Raw genomic sequence first — 19,843 nt, forward strand, 5'->3', positions numbered from 1 at the left:
CGGCGGACAGACGATTATGCGCCGCCGCGGCACGCCGCGCCAGAGGCCCGCCGCCAAGCACAAAGGGGATGCGGGGACAGAATTGTGTTGATTCGCATGCGAATTTGTCCCATATGCCCCCCTCCTCCGCGCCACCTGCGCGGAACATCTGCTGATGGGGGAGAACGATGGCGAAGACCGCTTCTCTCTTCCAATTGGGGATGGACTTGGGAAGCGATCCAAGGAAAGCCCAAACGGAAGGTCAAATCTCCAACCGGACCAACGTGACTTCTGGTCCCTGGAGGGAATCTCAAGACGACCGCAAGGACCATTTCATCGTTCGCGATGGCAAGGTCTGCGCCGGCACCCACCTGATCGTCGATCTGTGGGGTGCTGAACGTCTGGACGAGCTGGACCATGTCCGTTCCACGCTGATCGAGTCCGTGGAGGTGGCGGGGGCGACGCTCCTGCACATCCACCTGCACCATTTCACGCCGAACGGCGGCATTTCCGGCGTGGCGGTGCTCGCCGAATCGCACATCAGCATCCACACATGGCCGGAACGCGGCTACGCCGCGCTGGACATCTTCATGTGCGGCGACGCGCAGCCCATGAAGGCCATCCCGGTGCTGGAACGCGCCTTCAAGCCCACCGGCGTGAAGTGCGACGAGCTGCTGCGCGGCGAAACCGGGTCATGAGCGACTCCGGCTCCGGCTGGTACGACGAGACGCTGCACAAGGACGTGGCCCAGCGCTTGCGCATGGGCCGCATCCTGCACCGCGACCGCACCAGCCTCCAGGACCTGGTGATCTTCGAGAACCCGGTGCTGGGCCGCGTGATGGCGCTCGACGGCGTCGTCCAGACCACCGAAGGCGACGAGTTCGTCTATCACGAGATGCTGACCCATGTGCCGATCCTGGCGCATGGGCGCGTCCGCCGCGTGCTGATCGTCGGCGGCGGCGACGGCGGCATGCTGCGCCGCTGCCTGGAGCACAAGGCGGTGGAGCGGGTGACGATGGTGGAGATCGACCGTTCGGTGGTCGACCTGTCCATCGCCCATCTGCCGTCGATCAGCGCCGGCGCCTTCGACGACCCGCGCACGGATCTGGTGATCGCCGACGGCTGCGCGTTTGTGAAGGAAACGGCGGAGCGGTTCGACGTCGTCATCGTCGATTCCACCGACCCCCACGGGCCGGGCGCCGTCCTCTTCACCGAGGACTTCTACGCCGACTGCAAGGCGCGGCTGACCCCCGGCGGCGTGCTGGTCACCCAGAACGGCGTGCCGTTCCTCCAGCCGGGCGAGCTGACGGACAGCCACCGGCGGCTCGGCCGGCTGTTCGCGGACGCGAGCTTCTTCGTGGCGCCGGTGCCCAGCTACTACGGCGGCTTCATGGCCTTCGGCTGGGCCACCGACGACGCGGCGCTGCGCCGCCAGACGGCGGAGGCGATCCGCCCGCGCTTCGAGGCGGCGGGGCTGGCCACCCGCTACTACACGCCCGACATCCACGTCGCCAGCTTCGCCCTGCCGGCCTTCATGCTGGACGCGCTGAAGTAGGGCTTACGGCGGCTGGAACCCCGGCGGCTTGGCCGCCGCGGGGCAGGCGTTGGCGGGAAGAGTCTCCGAATCCACGAACTGGGCGGCGGCGGCAACGGCGCAGTCGTCCGACGCGGTGACCAGATGCCCGGCGCTGCGGAAGACCAGATGCCGGCTCTTCGGCAGGGTCGCCGCGGCGCGCTCCGCCCAGTCCGGCGGGGTCAGCGGGTCGTAGGCGCCGGAGAGCAGAAGCACCGGCACCGCGCTGGCCACCGGCAGCCGCTCCGACGCCTCCTGCGCGGCGGCGGGCCATTGGGCGCAGACGCGCCGGCCGGGATCGTCGGCGGTGACCGCGCCGTAGGGGGCGAAGCGGCGCGCGGCGTCGGCCAGCCTCAGCGGGTCGGCGGGGTTCACCGTCTCCCGGCATTCGATGGAAAAGGCCATGCCCTCCGCCGAGTCGGGGTCACCCAGCCAAGGGGCGGGCACCCAGTCGGTCAGGCGGTCGTACCGCCCGCGCCACGCCCGTTCGATCAGGGCGGGCAGGCGCGGCACGCTCTCGCCCTCGGCCATCGCCTCCAGCAGGGCCGACAGGGCGGCGGCGCTGTCCAGCCGCGCCCAGCGCGGGATCTCCGGATCGCCCACCGGCACGTCCACCGGGGCCTTGCCCAGCCGCTCCACCAGTTCCAGAAGATGGCGCTCCAGGTCCGGATAGGCGGCGCGGCACACGCGGTTGGCCGCGCAGTCGTCGAACAGCCGCTTGAACGCCCGGTGCGCCAGCCAGGGCGCCTCCTCCGTCGCGTTGACGTCGGGCGGGTAGATGGAATCGAGCACCGCCGTGCGCACCCGCCCGCCGTGGCGCCGCAGGATCTCCAGCGCCACCCGCGTGCCGTAGGACACGGCGAACAGGTTGACCCGCTGCGCGCCCAGCGCCGCGGCGACGTCCATGGCGTCGTCGGCGGCGATGGGGGTGGTGAACATGGCGCCGTCCAGCCCGTTGGCGGTGAAGCGGTCGCGGCAGGCGGCGATGGCGGTGCGCTCCAGCGCGGCGCGGCGGTCCCGCGACACCGGGCGCAGGCGGGGCGAGGCGCCCAGCACGTCCAGCTCCGGACAATCGGTGTCCGGCTCGGCCCGTCCGGCGCCGCGCGGGTCGAACAGAACGACGTGGCGCGACCGGCGGAACCCGGCGGTCAGCGACCACCACACCTCCATCCGCTCCTCCACCGCCTCGCCGCTGCCGAAGGGGGAGGCGCCGGGGCCGCCCTCCAGGAACAGGACGGGGTCGGGGGAGGGCTGCTTGGCGGTGGACAGCAGGACGACGACCGGCAGTCGAAAGGCCCGCGTCGCCGGCCGGTCGCGCCGGTCGGGCACGCCGACGGTCCCGCACAGCGCGGCCTCCCCCTCCGGCACGGAGAACGAGCAGGGGCCGGGCACGAAGCGGGGGTCGGCCCGGGCCGGCGCCGGGGCCAGCGAGGGCGCCACCGACACCGCCAGCAGGGCAGCGGCCAGGGTCTCCAACCACCGATGATGGGCGCGTCTCGTCACGCGGGTCGATCGTCCTCAGCAGCGAAAGGGCGGGCGGCGATCGGCCGGGCGATGGCCCTTCCACCGGTCCCACCCCTTTTGATGCTTTCTCTTTGACCCAGCGGGGCGGGCTTGTCCAGGACAAGAGGAATTCCGTCCGTCCAGGCCCCCGTCCGTCCAGGCCCCCGTCCGTCCTGGGCCCCGTCCGTTCTGGGCCCTGGCGCGTTCAGCCCCGGGAGGAGCCCATCCGGACGGCGCCCCGCTCCGCCGGCTTGGCGCGGCTCCGCTCCCGCCACAAGGCGGGGATGGCGAGGCTGGCGACGCTGGCGAGCAGCAGGACCGCCTTGGTGAGCTGGTTGAAGGGGCCGCCGAACAGGTCGATCAGCAGGATCGCGTAGGCGACCAGCACGTGGAACAGATAGACCTGCAGCGAGTGCCGCCCCAGCAGCCGGAGGAAGGGCAGGTTGAACAGCGCGGTGAGCAGCCGGGCGGTGCCGGCGGCAACCGGGTGGGACGACCGCGGCCCGGCGATGAGCAGCCAGGACACGGCATAGGCCAGCGCCGCGAAGTTCACGAGGTAGATGAGGCTGAACTCGGTGCGGTCGACGTAGCGCAGGAAACGCTCGCCGACGATCGGGGTGACCAGCTCATGGACGAAGGACAGGTGCCAGGCCGCGCAGACCACCACGGTCACCAGCGCCGGAACCAGCCAGGGCGGCCGCTCGACCGGGAACCAGCGGTCGGTGTCGAAGCGGCCCCGCTGGACGGCGCTGCCGATCAGCAGACCGGCGACGTAGAGCACCTGCCAAGCGAGCGGGTTGAACGGCCCGCGCACCGCCAGACCGTCGCTGAGCCGCCCCAACCCGTCGTCGAGCGCGCTCAGCACCGGCACATGCAGGCCCATCTGCACGGCGGCCCACAGCGCGGCGCTGCCCAGCGCGACCTTGCGGGCGTGGCCGTCGAGGATCAGGCGGAGCAGCAGCGGCGTCGCCGCGAGATAGAGGATGTACTGGATCAGCAGATCCGTGAAGGTCGGGGAGTGCAGGAGGAGCGCGCTCGCCAGCAGGGTGCCGGGCTCCAGCCAAGCCAGATGGCCGAGGAAGCCGCCCAGCGGCTCCCGCGCGCCGGGCACCAGAACCACCATGGCGGTGACCAGCGCGATCACCAGCATGGTCGAGACGTACAGCTCGCGGGCGCGGACGAACAGGCGGCGCCGGGCCGCCTCGGGCGAACGCTGGGTCCAGACGCGGGTGTAGTACATCCCGGCGACGATGCCCGACAGCAGCACGAAGCCCTGGGCGTCCTGCACATAGCCGAATTCGGCGTGGTTGACCTTGGCGAGCAGCACGCCGCCGGCCAGCACAACGTGGTTCACCATCATGAAGACGAGGAAATACCCCCGCAGCCCGTCGAGCGTCGCGGAACGGCTCATCGGGCGACACCCCGCGGCGGCGGCCGGGTGGCGGGGGAATCGGCCGTTTTCATCGGTGCGTGCCGCATCTGTGGCGTCTCCGTTGCTGGCGTCGGTCTCGGTGTTGGCGCTCCTCGGGCCGCCCCATATTCGTCGTTAACGGATTGTTAATCCTTGCCCGCCGCCGTCCGGGGAGCCTTTTCGAACAAAGGCTTCCCCGAACCGGTTCCAGATTCAGGCGTTAGGCGTTCAGGCCGCCGTCCACCGTCAGGGTGGCCCCGGAGATCTGCCGCGCCGCCGGGCTGGCCAGGAAGGCGACGGCCGCCGCCACGTCCTCCGGCTTGCCGTAGCGGCCGAGCGGCGTCTGCGAGCGCAGGATTTCGGCATGGTCGCCGTTCGCCGGATTCATGTCGGTGTCGGTCGCCCCCGGCTGGACCAGATTCACCGTGATGTCGCGCGGGCCGAGTTCGCGGGCAAGGCCGTGCGTCAGGGCGATCTGCGCCGACTTGGTCATCGCATAGACGGTGACGCCCGGGGCGGTGATGCGGTCGGCGAGGCACGACCCGATGAAGACGATGCGCCCCCCGTCCTTGAGATGCGGAATGGCCGCCTGCGCCACCAGCACCGCCGCGCGCACGTTGACGTCCAGTAGCGCGTCGATGTCGGCGAGGCTCATTTCCGCGACCAAGCCCTGGCGGGCGATGCCGGCGTTGTTGACCAGGATGTCGAGGCCGCCGAGCACCTCCACCGTTCGCCCGACCAAGTCCGCCATGGCCGCCGGATCGGCGCTGTCGGCCTGGATGGCGACGGCGCGCCGGCCCTTCGCCTCGATCGCCCGGACCACCTCGGCGGCGCGCTCGGCCGACCGTTCGTAGGAGATCGCCACATCCGCGCCCTTGCCGGCGAGCGCCAGAGCGATGGCGGCGCCGATGCCGCGCGAACCGCCCGTCACCAGAGCGCGCTTGCCAACCAACTCACCAATCGACTCACCCATGATCCAGCCTTTCTGTGTCGTTCGATATAAAAATAGCTAGAGGCTGCGGGTGCCCCGGTCAATGATTTTTGTGATGATCGATACAGAATAGAATGCCACCGCCCGCGGCCATTGCCCCCACGCCGCGGCGGGATTAAATAGTGATCGATGCAGAAATCACGACCGACTCCGCCCGCCGACGACAGGACCACGGCCCCGCCCCCCGCCCGCGGACGCGGACGGCCGCGCGCTTTCGACCGCGAGGCCGCCCTGACCCAGGCGACCCGCCTGTTCTGGACCAAGGGCTACGAGGCCACCTCCATCGCCGACCTGACGGAGGCCATGGGGATCGGCTCGCCCAGCCTTTACGCCGCCTTCGGCTCGAAGGAGGCGCTCTACATCGAGGCGGTGAACCATTACCGCAAAAGCTATGAGGGGCTGGTCTGGGGGCGGTTTGCTGCCGCCGGCACGGCCCGTGAGGCGGTCATGGCGCTGCTGATGGACTCGGCCGCGGCGCTCACCGGCTGCCGCGGCGACATCCCGCGCGGCTGCATGGTGACGCTCTCGGCGGTGGGCAGCGAGGGGCACGCCGAACTGGGCGCGGTGGTGCGCTCGGCGCGCGCCTCGGCGGTCGACATCCTGACGGAGCGCATGGCGCGGGCCGTGGCCGAGGGCGAGATTCCGGCCTCGGTCGATCTCCACGCGCTCGCCCGTTTCGTGCAGACGGTGCAGGCCGGCATGTCGATCCTCGCCCGCGACGGCGCGGAGCGCGCCGAGCTGGAAGCCGTGGCCGAGGTCGCGATGCTGGGCTGGGATGCCCGCGTCGGCGGCCGTCCGTCCCCCCGAGCCGCTTCCTGAGCCGCTTCGCCTGTTCCGAGGTGAACAGGCGAAGCCGACCCGGTGGCCGTCAGTCGCGTTTGATCACGTCCCGCCAGTGGCGGTGCAGACGCGCGACGTCGCCGCTGGTCAGGATCGGCATGGCGCCCTGCAACTGGTCATCGGACCAATCCCACCATTTCATCTCGAGCAGCAGCGCGATGAGAGCGTCGTCGAAGCGCTTGCGGATCACCCGGGCGGGGTTGCCGCCGACGATCGCGTAAGGCTCGACGTCCCGCGTCACCAGCGCCCTCGTGCCGATCACGGCGCCGTCGCCGATGGTGATGCCGGGCATGACGATGGCCTCCGAACCGATCCAGACGTCGTTGCCGATCACCGTGTCGCCGGCCGGTTGATAGCCGTTCCGCGCGCTGGCGAAGGCCGGCACCTCGGGCATCCAGAAGAAGGGAAAGGTGCTGATCCAATCGTTCCGGTGGCCTTGGTTGCCCGCCATGATGAAGGCCGCGCCGGAGCCGATCGAGCAGAAGCTGCCGATCACCAGCCGGTCGACGCCCTCGTCCGGGAGAAGAAACCGGGCGCAGTCGTCGAAGCTGTGGCCATGATAATAGCCGGAATAATAGCTGTACCGGCCAACGACGATGTTCGGGTTGGTGACCTGCTTGTCCAGCACCATGCCCTTGAACGGGCTTTCGAAGACGTTTTCCATCAAACCACTCACGGCCTGTGAGCCGCCGATCCGGCGGCTTTTCGCCTGCGCGCGGGCGCAGGCAGACACCGCGGGCTCCCCTTCCGGGGCGCGCGCGTTCAGGCTCTGCGCGTCGAACGCGTCAGAGCACGATGCCGGTGGTACTTGGGGTCGCCTTCATGACGGGAATCCATACCGTGGAAAAAGCGGATCGCCAAGGGCGAAGGCGGAGCAGCACAACCGCTTGGTCGGGCCGACGGTAATCGGGCTTGACGGAAATCATCCGATAGCGGATTAATTGCTTCCCTGCACCAAGGAGAGGAGTCATGCAGACCTTGTGGAACGCCCTGCTGCGGCAGTGGCTGGACCGCGACGGCGACGATGCCGGCGTGGAGACGCTGAGCGCCCATCTGCGGCGCGACGTCGGGCTGGACGGAACCGAAGCGGGCTATGTCCCGGCCCAACACATCCGGGAGCGGAACCTTTCGGAGGCCCGGTCATTTTTGACGTTGCAAGCGTATCGCTGACAGGCGATACCCGATCCTGCGGTTTCCCTTCGGGGCCGCGCCTTCCTTCAACCCCTGCCTTCCTTCAACCCACGGAGACCACGATGAAAGCCATCGTACCCACCACCCCGAATCGCCGACAGGGCGATTGGTCCGCCCATACCACCCAGCGAGCTAACGGCTCCCTTCTTCAACCCAGCGCATTGGAACGCGAATTCCGGATATCGAGAGGAAGCCATGTGTGTCTTTTTGGGGTTTTGCGGTCGTTCGGTCTTCGTTGAGCACGCCCACTGGGCCTCTCCGGATCGTTTTTTCGACGCCCGGCGGGATAACGGGGAATTCGTGATATGGCTTGGACGCCTGAACATCATCTACACACCGGCCCGATGGGGTCCTCGCTCGGGGAGGGTCGCTGATGCCGGCCCATATTCGCCTTGACGAGGTTCGCCCTGACGAGGTGACCACCGTCGTCCATGTGCTCGAGGCGTTTCGCAAGCTCGATCCCGACCTGCCGATCCAGTACGCGCTGTCCTTCATGACGATCGCGCAGAACGAAGGGATTTCCATCGGCGAGCTTGCGGAACGCCTGGGCATCGCCCAATCCTCCGCGTCGCGCAACGTCGCCGCGCTCAGCCGCTGGCACAGCTTCGGGAAGGCCGGACTCGACCTCGTCCAGGCCCAGGAAGACCCGCGCGAACGCCGCCGCAAGATCGTCACGCTCACCGACACCGGCCGCGCGTTCCTTGAGCAACTGCGCGCCATCGTGACACCGACCGTCCACACCCCGTCCGAACCGCGCCGCGCCCGTTCGGCCTGAAACACCCTGTCCGTCCGTTGAGTTCGGTCCGCAGCGCTTGACCGGGGTGGCCCATCCTGCCACACCAGCCCCGGACCCACCGACGGACCCGCGCGCCATGACCTCCTCCGCCTGCCCCTGCTGTTCCGGCCTGTCCTTCGAGACCTGCTGCGGCCCGATCCTGGCCGGCGCGCCCGCCGCGACGGCCGAGGCGCTGATGCGGTCGCGCTACACCGCCTTCGTGCGCCACGATCTCGACCATGTGGAGCGCACCCACGCGCCGGAGATCCGCGAGGACTTCAACCGCGCCGAAGCGGAGCGGGTGGCCGACGAGTGCGACTGGCAGCGTCTGGACGTGCTGCGCGCGACGGAGGAGGGCGACGAGGGCATCGTCGAATTCCTGATCCAGTTCCGCCGCGACGGCCAGGACATGCGCCACCACGAGCGGGCCTCGTTCCGCCGCATCGACGGCCAGTGGCTCTACAGCGCCGGCGAGGTGAACCCCAAGGGCGAGCCGCGCCGGGTCGTCAAGGTGGGCCGCAACGAGCCCTGCCCCTGCGGGTCGGGGAAGAAGTTCAAGGCCTGCTGCGGCCGCTGAGGGCGGACCCGGATCATGGAACCGCGCTTCGCCTGCATCGCCTGCGGAAAATGCTGCCACGGGCTGCTGCCGCTGACGCTCACGGACGCGGTGGCCCACGCCGTGCGCTTCCCGCTGGCCCTGGTCTGGACGGTGGTGCGGTCGAACGCGAAATCCTACGACCTCGCCACCCGGCTGGGCACCAGCGTGCGCCTGCCCAACCGCAAGACGGTGGCGGTGCTGATCCAGCCCACCGCCTACCTGCCGAACCATGTTCCCTGCCCGGCGCTCCAGCCCGACAATCTCTGCGGCATCCACGTCGACAAGCCGTCGCGCTGCCGGACCATGCCCTTCTACCCCTACCGCGAGGAGAAGGATCAGGCCGACCTGCTGGTCCCGCGAAAGGGCTGGGAGTGCGACGTCTCGGCGGAGGCGCCGGTCGTCTACCGCAACCACTCCATCCTCGACCGTGCGGACTTCGACCGCGAGCGCGCCGACCTGCTGGAGCAGGCGCCGGTCATGCGCATCTACGCCGACTATGTGCTGAAATACATGCCCTGGATCGTCAACGATCTGGCGAAGATGGCGGCGGCCCCGGCGGGAGGAAAGCTGGTGACCAGCCTGTCCTCCTTCCTGACGGCGACCCGGCGGCCCGACGCGCGGGAGCTGGCGGCGGCCCAGGCGCCGCTGATGCAGGCGATGGCCGAGCGCACCCGGACCGATCCGGCGCTGGCGGATTTCCACAAGAACTACGCGGGCTGGGCGAAGGAGATGGAGCGGCTGGCGCAGCGCCCCTGATCGCGGCCCCCCTGATCGCAGCGGCGCCGCCGGGTCAGGCGGCGATTCCCAGCCCCTGACGGAGCAGCCCGACCAGCACACGCAGCGCCCGTTCCTGCTGGTCCAGCGTCAGGCCGGAGCGGCCCGGCTGGTCGGTGACCTGCTCCGGCAGCGGCGGCAGGTGGACGAAGCCCATGGGAACGTCGAGGTCCGCCGTCTCGATCGCGTGGCGGGCACGGTAGAACAGGTGGTTGCAGACGAAGCCGCCGGCATGGTCGCTGAAGGTCACCGGCAGGCCGGCGATGGCCAGCTCGCGGACCAGCGTGGGGACGGGCAGGGTGGAGCCGTAGGCGGTCGGCCCGTCCGGCTCGATGGCGTCGTCGGTGCGCACCACCCCGGCGTTGTCGGGCTGCTCGCTCTCGTCGCGGTTCCAGGCCAGCCGCTCGATCTTGATGTATTCGGACCCGGCGGCCAGACCGAAGCACAGGGCGGCGGCGGGCTGGTGCTCCTCCAGCAGGGCAGCGAAGGCCGCGCCGCAGGCGTCGTATTCGACGGGAAGGACCGCCGTGACGATCCCCGGCTCGCCGGCCAGCCGCTCCATGAGGAGCGCCGTCGGGTTGACGGCGTGATCCCCGAAGGGCTGGAACCCGGTGAGCAGGATGGGAGCCGTCACGGCGGACGCCTTTCGGTCGGAGTGGTCAAGAACTGCGGCTGTGGCATTCCAAGTCCCCTCTCCCCTCTGGGGAGAGGGTTGCGTGTGTCGGACTGTCCGGCAAAAGCGAAACCCCCTCACCGGCCCTTCGGGCCACTCTCTCCCCAGAGGGGAGAGGGCTATGGTTCAAGGACGCAGAAGGCCGATGATGTCCTTCACGCCGTTCAGGTTCGTCTCGGCGATGGCCGCTGCGCGCTCGCCGCCGCGGCGCAGCAGGCGGTCGATCTCCGCCTTGTCGTCCAGCAGCTCCTTCATGCGGGTGGTCATCGGGGCCAGCTTGGCGACCGACAGGTCGACCAGCGCCGCCTTGAAGCCGGAGAACTGGGCACCCGCGAACTGCTGCACCGTCTGCTCGCGCGTCTGGTCGGACAGGGCGGCGTAGATGGTCACCAGGTTGTCGGCCTCCGGACGCTTCTCCAGGTCGGCCAGATTGTCCGGCAGCGGCTCCGGATCGGTCTTGGCCTTGCGGACCTTCGTCGCGATGGTGTCGGCGTCGTCGGTCATGTTGATGCGCGAATATTCGGACTCGTCCGACTTGCTCATCTTCTTGGTGCCGTCGCGCAGGGACATCACGCGCGTCGCCTCGCCCAGGATCTGCGGCTCGGGCAGCGGGAAGAACTCGGTGTCGTAGCGGCGGTTGAAGGCGCCGGCGATGTCGCGGGCCAGCTCCAGGTGCTGCTTCTGGTCCTCGCCCACCGGGACGTGGGTCGCCTTGTAGAGCAGGATGTCGGCGGCCATCAGCACCGGGTAGGAATAGAGGCCCAGGTTCGCCATGTCCTTCTGCTTGCCGGCCTTCTCCTTGAACTGCGTCATGCGGTTCAGCCAGCCGAGCGGCGTGTGGCAGGAGAGGATCCAGGCCAGCTCCGAATGGGCCGGGACGAAGGACTGGTTGAAGAGGATGTTCTTCTCCGGGTCGATGCCGGCGGCGATGTAGGCCGCGGTGACCTCGCGGATGTTGTTGCGCAGGACCTCCGCGTCCTGGTCGATGGTCAGCGCGTGCAGGTCGACGACGCAGAAGATGCACTCGTAGCTGTTCTGCAGCTCGACCCAGTTGCGCAGCGCCCCCAGATAGTTGCCGAGGTGAAGCTGCCGGGTCGGCTGCATGCCGGAGAAGATGCGGTTCACGGGAGGACTCTCGCTCGAAACTTCTGGAAGGCGGCTGTTATCGCGCCGGAACCGGGCGGGGTCAAGACACGGGCGGCTCCAATTCCGGAGTGTCCTTGCGCAGGAAGCCCTTGAGGTCGGCGAGGTCGGTGGCGCCGGTCAGCTGCGCCAGCGTCCCGAACACGGCCACGCCGCCGCCGACCAGCAGCGCCAGCGCGCCGAAGCGGACCAGGGTGGAGGCCGCCTCCAGCCCCGGCGCCAGGGCCGCCGCGCCGGCCAACAGCGCCGCCCCCATGCCCAGCGCCGCCGCGGCGATGCGCGGCGCACGGCCGAGGAAGCGCGCGTCCAGTTGCAGGAACCCCCGGCGGCACAGTGCCTGGGCCAGCAAAGCGAGATTCAACCAAGCGGTCAGCCCCGTCGCCAGCGCGATCCCGACATGGCCCAGCACCGGCATCAGCGCGACGCCCAGCGCCAGGTTGGCGAGCGTCACCACCACGGCGACGCGCACCGGGGTCGCCGTGTCCTGGCGGGCGAAGAAGGCGGCGTTCAGCGCCTTGACGATGACATGGGCGGGGATGCCGATGGCGTAGGCGGCCAGCGCCCAGGCCGTCGCCTGCGCCTCCGCCGGGCCGAAGGCGCCGCGCTCGAACAGCACCGAGACGATGGGCGCCCCGGCCACCCCCAGCGCCACCGCCGCCGGCAGGCCGAGCAGCAGGCTGAATTCCAAAGCACGGCTGAGGTAGTGGCGGACCATCCGCTCGTCCCCCGCCGCGGCGTGGCGGGCGAGCACGGGCAGGAGCGCGGTGCCGATGGCGATGCCGATGACGCCCAGCGGCATCTGGTTCAGCCGGTCGGCGTAATAGAGGAAGGACACCGCGCCCGACGGCAGCAGCGAGGCCAGCACGACGTTCAGGAACAGGTTGATCTGCATGACCCCGGCGCCGATGGCCCCCGGCCCGACCAGCCGGAACAGGCGGCGCATCCCCTCGGTCATCCGCGGCCACGTCAGGCGCAGCGTCATCCCCGCCGCCCGGCAGGCCCAGCCCATCCAGACCAGCTGCACCACGCCAGACAGCGTCACCGCCGCGGCCATCGCCCGCCCCGGCTCCAGCCCCAGCCGCGGCGCGGTCAGCAGGGCGGCAATCAGCGTCAGGTTGAAGGCGATGGGGGCGGCGGCGAAGGGACCGAAGCGGTCCAGCGCGTTCAGGATCCCGCCCAGCAGCGCCACCAGGGAAATCAGCGTCAGATAGGGAAAGGTCAGCCGCGCCATGTCGACGGCCAGCGCGAACTTCGCCGGCTCGTCCACGAAGCCCGGCGCCAGGACGTGCATCAGCGCGGGCATCGCCAGGATGGCCAGCGCGGTGAAGGGCAGCAGCACGGACAGCAGGATCGCCAGCGCCTGCTCGGCGAAGGCCACCGCGGCGGCGCGGCCGTTGCGCTGAAGCTCCGCCGCGAACAGCGGGACGAAGGCGACGCTGAAAGCCCCTTCCGCGAACAGGCGGCGGAAGAAGTTCGGCAGCTTCAGCGCCACGAAGAAGGCGTCGGCCACCGGCCCGGCACCGAGCACCGCCGCGGTCAGGATGTCGCGGGCGAAGCCGGCCAGCCGGCTCAGCAGGGTCAGGCCGCCGACGGTGGCGATGGCGCGGGCGAAACTCATCCGCCGACCGTCCCGTTCGGCCCCGATCCCCGCGGCAGCGGTGCCAAAGAACTCGCAAAAGTTTGATTATTCTCTACTTCTTGTATCATTGGTCGCTGGTTTGTCCATTGAAGGGGGAAGTCGGCTGGCGCATAATGCCCGGCAGGCAGTGTTTGAGGTTGGCAGTGCGACGGTGGATCGCTTTTCCGCGGGGAATGGAGGCCCGTCTCGTTCTCCCCGCCATTGCGGTTGCCGTCGCCATCGCGGCGCTGTGGTGGACGCTGCTGACCCGCATCGACCGCGAGGAACGCTTTCTCGACCAGACGACCCGCCAGCACACCGCGGTGATGGCGCAGCTCGTCGAGGAACAGGCCATCGCCACCTTCCGCCGGCTGGACGACCTGCTGATCGACGTCGCCTCCCATGTCGAAAAGGACATTCCGCTCCTGATTCCCACCCGGCGGTCGTTCGAAGAGGGGCTGGCCGCCTCCATCCGGATTTACGACGCGAACAGCTGGCTGTCCATGGCCTTGGGGCGGACCACCACCCGCAACCCGCTGCTGGAGTGGGAGGAGTTCGCCCGGCACAAGTCCGGCGCCCACCGGAAGGGAAACCAAAAGGGTTTCGTCATCGGCCTGCCCTTCGTCAGTCCGGGCACGACGGACGTGTTCATCCCGGTGTCACGCCGGCTGGAGGGGGCGGACGGGACGTTCCGCGGCGTCGCCGTGATCGACGTTCCGGCGGAAATCTTCTCCCGCTTCTATGGCCGGTTGGACCTGCCGCGCGACAGCTCGGTCGCCATCGCCCGCGCGGACGGTCCCCTGCTGGCCCGCCAAGCTCTGCAGGACCAGGTGTTCGGACGCAGCTTCCGCAGCTCCGGTCTGTGGCCGGAGGCCGGCAGCGGAACGATCCAGCACCACCGCGTCGTCAGCCCGGTGGACGGGGTGGAGCGCATCTACGCCTTCCGCGCCTCCGCCGACTATCCGCTGATGACGGTGGTCGGCGAATCGGTGGAGACGGTGTTCGGCGCGTGGCGGCAGAACCGCTTCTATTCCATCATCTGGGCCGCTGCCACCACCGCGGTGATCCTGCTGTTCACCACGGCCTTCCTGGTGGAACTTCAGCGCCGCCGTCACGGAGACCGGGCGCTGCGCATCCGCAACCGGGCCATGGAATGGAGCGGCGACGGCATCCTGATCGCCGACGCCACCCGGCCGGGCGTGCCGGTGGTCTACACCAACCCCGCCTTCTCGCGGCTGATGGGGATCGCTCCCGGCGCCGCAGACGGACGCACCGCGCGGGAGGTGCTGGGCGGCCTGATGGGGGATGAGACGGGGCTGTGCCCGCTGTGCGACGGCGTCGAGGACGCCGGAGACATGAGCGCGGAGTTTCAGCGCCCGGGCACCGGTGCGGAGGGCGGTGCGGAGGGCGGTGCGCCGGAAGTCTGGCTGGAGCTGCGCGCCTCGCCGGTGCGCGGCGCCGGGGGGAGGCTGGTCAGCGTGATCGCCACCGTCCGCGACATCACGGAGCACAAGACCGCCCAGGCCGCGCTGGCCGAGGCGCGGCGGGAGGCCGACCGCGCCAACATCGGCAAGTCGAAGTTCCTGGCGGCGGCCAGCCACGACCTGCGCCAGCCCGTGCAATCGCTGATGCTGCTGATGGAGGCGCTGTCCGCCCGCGCCACCGATCCCGCCATGCGCAAGATCCTCACCACCATGGACCGCGCGCTGGGCGCCCTGAAGATGCTGCTCGACGGATTGCTGGACGTATCGCGTCTGGAGGCCGGGGCGGTGGAGCCGAAGCGCACGGTTTTCCCGGTAACGGAACTGCTGGACCGCATCGCCGCCAACAGCCGCCCGGTGGCGGTGCGCAAGGGGCTTCTGCTGCACATCATGCCCTGCGGCGCCCATGTGGACAGCGACCCGATGCTGCTCGGCCGCATCCTGCAGAATTTCGTGGAGAACGCGCTGCGCTACACCAACCGCGGCCGCATCCTGGTCGGCTGCCGACGGCGGGGTGCTGTGCTGCGGATCGAGGTGTGGGACACCGGCATCGGCATCCCCACCGACCGGCAGGAGGACATTTTCCACGAGTTCGTCCAGGTCGGGAACGCCAGCCGCGACCGTGACCAGGGGCTGGGGCTGGGGCTCGCCGTGGTGCGCCGGCTGGCCGGCATGCTGAACCACCCGGTCAGCCTGCGCTCCGAACCGGGGCGGGGGTCGGTCTTCCGGGTGGAGGTGCCGCTCGCCGATGCTCCGGCCCCGGCCGAGGCGCTGCCGGAGGACTTTCCCATGACCGCCCGCATGCGGGCCGGCGCCCGCGTGCTGGTGGTCGAGGACGACCCCATCGTCCGCGAGGGGCTCTGCGCGATGATCCGGCAATGGGAGCACGAGGCGTTCCCCGCCGGCGGCTTCGGCGAGGCGATGGAGGTGCTGCGCCGCCACCCCGATCCGGATGTGATCGTCGCCGATTACCGGCTGGGCGAAGGGCACACCGGAACCGAGACCATCCGCGAGGTGCGGCGGCGGTCGAAGCGCCCGATCCCGGGCATCCTGGTGACCGGCGACACCGCCCCGGAGCGTCTGGCCGAGGCCGAGGCCGGCAAGTTCAGCATCCTGCACAAGCCCGTCCTGGCCGACGACCTGCGCCGCGCCATCGCCCTGGCCCTGGCTCCGACGACCGTCGCCCCGGATATGCCGCCGCCCGGCGCCGCGCAGCGCGAACTGGTCGACTGAACCGGTCCATCGCCATCCTGAAAACCGTGTCATGCACCGGGCGTGCGGCTGCCTGTGCCTGTTTGCCCATTGCGTCGGACCCGTCCCTTTGCTTGTTTGCCTGTTTCGGAGGCGGCGTCCGCGGTCTCCGACCCGAAAGCGTTCGATAAAAAGAACCTGTTCCCGGAGAGAGGAATCCACCCATGATCCGTGCGAAGCTGGCTGTGACCGCCGCCGCCGTCGCCCTGGGGGCCGGCCTGTGGGCCGGGGCCGCCCAGGCCGACATCACCATCGCGCTGGCCGGACCGATGACCGGCGCCGCCGCCGCCTACGGCGAGCAGACCCGCGCCGGGGTCGAGGCCGCCGTGGCCGACATCAACGCCAAGGGCGGGCTGCTCGGCCAGAAGCTGGTCCTGACCATCGCCGACGACGCCTGCGACGCCAAGCAGGCGGTGGCCGCCGCCAACAAGCTGGTGAGCCAGAACGTCGCCGCGGTGATCGGCCATGTCTGTTCCGGCGCCTCGATCGCCGCCTCCAACGTCTATGGCGAGGAGGGGATCGTGATGATCTCCCCCACCGCGACCAGCCCGCAGCTCACCGACCGCGGCCTGAAGAACGTCTTCCGCGTCTGCGGCCGCGACGACCAGCAGGGCGAGGTGGCGGCCAAGCTGATCGCCGACCGCTACAAGGGCAAGAAGGTCGCCATCGTCCACGACAAGCAGGCCTACGGCCAGGGCCTCGCCGACGACGTGAAGCGCCGGCTGAACGCCGCCGGCATTACCGAGGCCGCCTTCACCAGCATCACCGCCGGCGAGAAAGACTATTCCGCCCTGATCACCCGGCTGAAGTCGGACGGCGTGGACGTGCTCTACTACGGCGGCTACGACCAGGAGCTGGGCCTGATCGCCCGCCAAGCGGCGGACCAGCAGTTCCGCCCGCAGATCATCGGCGCCGACGGCATCCAGCCGCAGTCCTACTGGAACATCGCCGGCGACACGGCGGAAGGCACGCTGTTCACCTTCTCACCCGACCCGCAGCGCAACCCCGCCGCCAAGCCGGTGGTGGAGGCCCTGCAGGCCAAGAACATCCGCACCGACGGTTTCACCCTGTTCGCCTACGCCGCGGTGCAGACCTATGCCGAGGCCGTGCAGAAGGCCAACAGCGCCAAGCCCGACGCCGTGGCGAAGGCGCTGCGCGCCGGCCCGTCCTTCGATACGGTGGTCGGGTCGCTGTCCTTCGACGACAAGGGCGACCTGAAGCAGCCGGGCTACGTGTTCTGGGCCTGGAAGAACGGCGAGAAGGTCCAGGTGGACTGAGTCCATCCGGCCGATTCGGAAAGGAAGGAAGGCGGGGCCGCTGTGCCCCGCCTTTTTTCCGTCAGCCTGATTCGTGATGGTCGGCGATTGCCAAGGGCCGGCGCGAACCTTTTTCCCCGCCGCCGTGTTTGCGCAGAGGTACCCACACACCGCCACCACGAACCGCCACCACGAACCGCCATTGGGCAGGGAGGCCGCATGCATCGCCACGCCGGACGTCGTTCGCGCACGGGCAGGACCGCCGGGATCATCCTGTGCACCGGCCTTCTCGGCCTCGGCGCCTGCGCCTCGCTGGGGCCGCCGCGCACCGCGGAGCCGGCGCCCGGAGCGGTGGAGGCGCTGAACGGCATGGTGAAAGGTCCCTGCAACCGTCCGGTCGCCTCCGTCCTCGCCGGGGAGGGGATTCCGGTCGGGCAGTTCCGGACCGCGATCTACAGCGAGGCGCGCACCGGGCCGAGTGCGCGGGTGTCGCAGTACGAGATGTGGCTCTATCCGCGCGACAAGGCCGGCGTCCTCATCGTCAAGATGGACGAGAGCTGCCGCCCGATGCAGATCTACACGCGGGAAGGCGGCAACGTGCAGGCCTTCAAGGCGGGATAGGCGTCGCCTCGGCCGCTGGCACTCTGGCAATCGCCGACTCCGATTCCGGAGCCGGATGGGTTGGCAATCGCCGACTGACCTGCCGCCGACTCACCCGCGCGCGGCGGGCAGGATCTTGCGCTCCGGAATCGGCGGGGGTGACGGGTAGAGCAGCACCCCGGTGTCGGAGAACTCCACCCGTGCGGCCTCGTAGACGGCCAGCGCCAGATCCAGCGCCACGCGGAACTCCGGCTTGAAGTGCTTCAGCTCCTTGTAGCCGCCGCCGAACTGGGTGAAGAGCGCCTTCCAGGTCACCGGAATCGGGTCGCGCAGCACATGCAGCCGGTAGGCCAGCCAGACATAGACGTCGATCGCCATGGAGCAGCCGCCGATGTGGCGGATCGCCGGCTCCCAGATCGGGACGGGAGAGCGCTTCAGCGCGGCGAAGAAGGTTTCCGACAGCTGCACCGTCTCGCGCCACAGCGTGCCCTGGCCGTCGTCGTCGCGCAGGCGGATGCCGCCGTTGACGATGTTCTCCTTGGCGAAGCCCTCGGCCCCGTCCTTGTCCCAGAAGAAGGTCAGGCGGCACAGGTTGATGCGGGTTGCCTGCTCCTGCACCGCCTTGTAGGTGGACCCGCCGGCCGAGACGCCCATGCGGTCGAGCCAGTCGTTCATCGAGCGGCCCAGCTCGATCTCGCGGCTGTTGTCCTGAATGGCGCGGGTCTGGAGATAGAGCAGGATCAGCCGCGCCTTGGCGCCGTAGGGCACGCCGACCGGCATCAGGCTGCCGTCGCGCTTGCGCTCCTTGCCCGGTTCGACCAGCAGGGTGACGCGGCCCTGGTCGCGGCGCCATTCGGCGTCCGGCGCCAGCTTCCGGTGGGGCAGGCTGGTCAGGCAGAAACCGGAATAGGTGATGCCCAGCGCGTTGGACTCGTCCTCCAGCACCGCCGCCGCGACATCGACGACGCTGGCCCGCTTCGGGTCCACGAGGTTCCGCGCCTCGCGCCGGCCATGCGTCATGATGAGTTGGTGCACGTCGCCCATAGGTCCCCCCGTCCATTCTGCCTGCAGTCGATCATGCACCGCCGGGAGAGTCCATTTGGCGATCGCCGACGAGGCTAATTGAGACCTAATTGCTGGAGTCTATTTGCTAGGTCGGCGATTGCCTGGGGACGACTCGGGGGTGCGTCGGCGATTGCCAGAAGACTCGTCGGCGTTCGCCAAGGGACCTTGTGGGAATCATCGGAGACTCGGCCCAGACTTAAAGCGACTCGGGCATTGGTCGGCGATTGCCAAGGCGGGGTGGGGCCGGCGAGTCGCGACTCGGGATTTCATGGGGTGGTCTTGGTGATGTCTGAGCCGGTGGTCGGCGATTGCCAAGGCGCCGCGGTGGGCCGGTTTGGCAATCGCCGACTCCTCCCTCCCCTCGGCGGGTGAGGGGACGTGGCACGGTCGGCGATTGCCAAGGCGCCGTTCCTCATGCCGGGCACCCCTGCCTTGCGGGACCATGCGGGCACGAAACGCCAGCGCGGCTGTTTACGCTTGGCCTCCGCGGTGATGGGGGCGTGCTTTGGGAGATCCGGGAGATGAGCGACGAGGGTTTCACGGACCGCGTTCTGGACGGCGTGAACGGGCTGGACGGAACCGCCCGCCGCAAGGCCGTCGCCCTGGGCGCGGAGGTGCCGGCCCTGCGCGACGGGCTCCAGGTGCCCAGCTCCCGCATGGTGCTGATGCCGGCGCTGGGGGCGCTGTGGGCCGCCGGACTGGGCATGGAGAAGCCGGGCTGGTCGCGCCTCGCCCGGCAAGGGCTGCTCGCCATCGCGCTGGGGACGGTGGCCGGCAAGGGGATCAAGCGCGTCGTCTGCCGCGCCCGTCCGAACGAGGGCCGCGACCCCAGCCGCTGGGGCAAGGCGGACGGCAAGCACGCCTCCTTCCCCTCCGGCCACGCCATCAACGTGTCGGCGCTGACCACGGCGGTCGGGCTGAACCGCGGCCTCTCCCCGGCCACCATGGTCAGCCTCGGCTTCGCCGCGGCGGTGGGCTGGTCGAGCCTCGCCACTGAGCGGCACTGGGCGTCCGACTACGCCGCCGGCATGGCGACCGGCGTGCTGGCCGGTCTGGCCGCCAAGGCGCTCGACGGCTGGGCGGAGGACCAGCTGTCCTGAGGAGCTGGCGTCGCCCCCGCC

General features: G+C 69.7%; 19 protein-coding genes. 11 read left to right on the top strand and 8 right to left on the bottom strand.

Annotated features, from left to right (window positions below):
• The first annotated feature begins 263 nt into the window (after positions 1 to 263).
• Positions 264 to 677: an adenosylmethionine decarboxylase gene (speD, locus tag FHW79_RS03270; protein WP_236778146.1), complete on the top strand. Its 414-nt coding sequence runs from the start codon at positions 264 to 266 to the stop codon at positions 675 to 677.
• Positions 674 to 1,534: a polyamine aminopropyltransferase gene (gene speE / locus FHW79_RS03275; protein ID WP_183177616.1), complete on the top strand. Its 861-nt coding sequence runs from the start codon at positions 674 to 676 to the stop codon at positions 1,532 to 1,534. The genes speD and speE overlap by 4 nt, the downstream gene beginning before the upstream one ends.
• A gap of 3 nt (positions 1,535 to 1,537) precedes the next feature.
• Here the strand turns inward: speE and FHW79_RS03280 are convergent, their stop codons facing one another.
• The 3 genes from FHW79_RS03280 to FHW79_RS03290 form a co-directional block, all read right to left on the bottom strand.
• Positions 1,538 to 3,055, bottom strand: a complete 1,518-nt coding sequence (locus FHW79_RS03280; RefSeq protein WP_348984029.1) for an alpha/beta hydrolase — start codon at positions 3,053 to 3,055, stop codon at positions 1,538 to 1,540.
• 205 nt (positions 3,056 to 3,260) lie between these two features.
• Entirely contained in the window at positions 3,261 to 4,466 is a 1,206-nt protein-coding gene (gene opgC, locus FHW79_RS03285; protein ID WP_183177617.1) for an OpgC domain-containing protein, read from the bottom strand.
• Between the two features lie 220 nt (positions 4,467 to 4,686).
• Positions 4,687 to 5,439, bottom strand: coding sequence for an SDR family oxidoreductase (locus FHW79_RS03290; RefSeq protein ID WP_211108060.1), 753 nt, complete (start codon positions 5,437 to 5,439; stop codon positions 4,687 to 4,689).
• Between the two features lie 147 nt (positions 5,440 to 5,586).
• On the opposite strand from FHW79_RS03290, the gene FHW79_RS03295 reads away from it, so the two are divergent.
• The gene (locus FHW79_RS03295) at positions 5,587 to 6,276 is read left to right on the top strand and encodes a TetR/AcrR family transcriptional regulator (RefSeq protein ID WP_183177618.1); all 690 of its coding nucleotides are present in this window, start codon (positions 5,587 to 5,589) and stop codon (positions 6,274 to 6,276) included.
• Between the two features lie 49 nt (positions 6,277 to 6,325).
• Here FHW79_RS03295 and catB read toward each other — a convergent pair whose 3' ends face one another.
• Complete coding sequence (catB, locus tag FHW79_RS03300) at positions 6,326 to 6,961, bottom strand: type B chloramphenicol O-acetyltransferase (RefSeq protein ID WP_183177619.1); 636 nt, start codon at positions 6,959 to 6,961, stop codon at positions 6,326 to 6,328.
• Positions 6,962 to 7,266: 305 nt separating this feature from the next.
• On the opposite strand from catB, the gene FHW79_RS03305 reads away from it, so the two are divergent.
• The 4 genes from FHW79_RS03305 (at position 7,267) to FHW79_RS03320 (ending at position 9,617) form a co-directional block, all read left to right on the top strand.
• Positions 7,267 to 7,467 (top strand): hypothetical protein, encoded by a 201-nt coding sequence (locus FHW79_RS03305; protein WP_183177620.1) that lies wholly within the window; start codon positions 7,267 to 7,269, stop codon positions 7,465 to 7,467.
• 394 nt (positions 7,468 to 7,861) lie between these two features.
• Positions 7,862 to 8,263, top strand: coding sequence for a MarR family transcriptional regulator (locus tag FHW79_RS03310; protein ID WP_145676173.1), 402 nt, complete (start codon positions 7,862 to 7,864; stop codon positions 8,261 to 8,263).
• A 97-nt stretch (positions 8,264 to 8,360) separates the two neighbouring features.
• A complete protein-coding gene (locus FHW79_RS03315) occupies positions 8,361 to 8,840 on the top strand; it encodes a YchJ family metal-binding protein (protein WP_145682730.1) in 480 nt (159 codons plus the stop codon).
• 15 nt (positions 8,841 to 8,855) lie between these two features.
• The gene (locus FHW79_RS03320; protein WP_183177621.1) at positions 8,856 to 9,617 is read left to right on the top strand and encodes a YkgJ family cysteine cluster protein; all 762 of its coding nucleotides are present in this window, start codon (positions 8,856 to 8,858) and stop codon (positions 9,615 to 9,617) included.
• A 34-nt stretch (positions 9,618 to 9,651) separates the two neighbouring features.
• Here FHW79_RS03320 and FHW79_RS03325 read toward each other — a convergent pair whose 3' ends face one another.
• The 3 genes from FHW79_RS03325 to murJ form a co-directional block, all read right to left on the bottom strand.
• Positions 9,652 to 10,269, bottom strand: coding sequence for a pyrrolidone-carboxylate peptidase (locus FHW79_RS03325; RefSeq protein WP_183177622.1), 618 nt, complete (start codon positions 10,267 to 10,269; stop codon positions 9,652 to 9,654).
• Between the two features lie 165 nt (positions 10,270 to 10,434).
• The gene (gene trpS, locus FHW79_RS03330; protein ID WP_183177623.1) at positions 10,435 to 11,433 is read right to left on the bottom strand and encodes a tryptophan--tRNA ligase; all 999 of its coding nucleotides are present in this window, start codon (positions 11,431 to 11,433) and stop codon (positions 10,435 to 10,437) included.
• Between the two features lie 61 nt (positions 11,434 to 11,494).
• A complete protein-coding gene (gene murJ / locus FHW79_RS03335) occupies positions 11,495 to 13,069 on the bottom strand; it encodes a murein biosynthesis integral membrane protein MurJ (RefSeq protein ID WP_183177624.1) in 1,575 nt (524 codons plus the stop codon).
• 194 nt (positions 13,070 to 13,263) lie between these two features.
• On the opposite strand from murJ, the gene FHW79_RS03340 reads away from it, so the two are divergent.
• The 3 genes from FHW79_RS03340 to FHW79_RS03350 all read left to right on the top strand — a co-directional run bounded on the left by FHW79_RS03340 (position 13,264) and on the right by FHW79_RS03350 (position 17,678).
• Positions 13,264 to 15,783 (top strand): ATP-binding protein, encoded by a 2,520-nt coding sequence (locus FHW79_RS03340; RefSeq protein WP_183177625.1) that lies wholly within the window; start codon positions 13,264 to 13,266, stop codon positions 15,781 to 15,783.
• Between the two features lie 182 nt (positions 15,784 to 15,965).
• Positions 15,966 to 17,078 (top strand): ABC transporter substrate-binding protein, encoded by a 1,113-nt coding sequence (locus FHW79_RS03345; protein ID WP_114861162.1) that lies wholly within the window; start codon positions 15,966 to 15,968, stop codon positions 17,076 to 17,078.
• A 198-nt stretch (positions 17,079 to 17,276) separates the two neighbouring features.
• On the top strand, positions 17,277 to 17,678 hold the full coding sequence (locus FHW79_RS03350; RefSeq protein ID WP_183177626.1) for a hypothetical protein: 402 nt from the start codon (positions 17,277 to 17,279) through the stop codon (positions 17,676 to 17,678).
• A 90-nt stretch (positions 17,679 to 17,768) separates the two neighbouring features.
• Here FHW79_RS03350 and FHW79_RS03355 read toward each other — a convergent pair whose 3' ends face one another.
• The gene (locus tag FHW79_RS03355; RefSeq protein ID WP_014238998.1) at positions 17,769 to 18,701 is read right to left on the bottom strand and encodes a replication protein RepA; all 933 of its coding nucleotides are present in this window, start codon (positions 18,699 to 18,701) and stop codon (positions 17,769 to 17,771) included.
• A gap of 542 nt (positions 18,702 to 19,243) precedes the next feature.
• Between FHW79_RS03355 and FHW79_RS03360 the strand changes: the two genes are divergently transcribed.
• Complete coding sequence (locus tag FHW79_RS03360) at positions 19,244 to 19,822, top strand: phosphatase PAP2 family protein (protein ID WP_041810840.1); 579 nt, start codon at positions 19,244 to 19,246, stop codon at positions 19,820 to 19,822.
• Positions 19,823 to 19,843 lie beyond the last annotated feature (21 nt).

Origin of the sequence: Azospirillum sp. OGB3 (genome assembly GCF_014192915.1) — a bacterium.
In the GTDB taxonomy this organism is placed as follows: Bacteria; Pseudomonadota; Alphaproteobacteria; order Azospirillales; family Azospirillaceae; genus Azospirillum.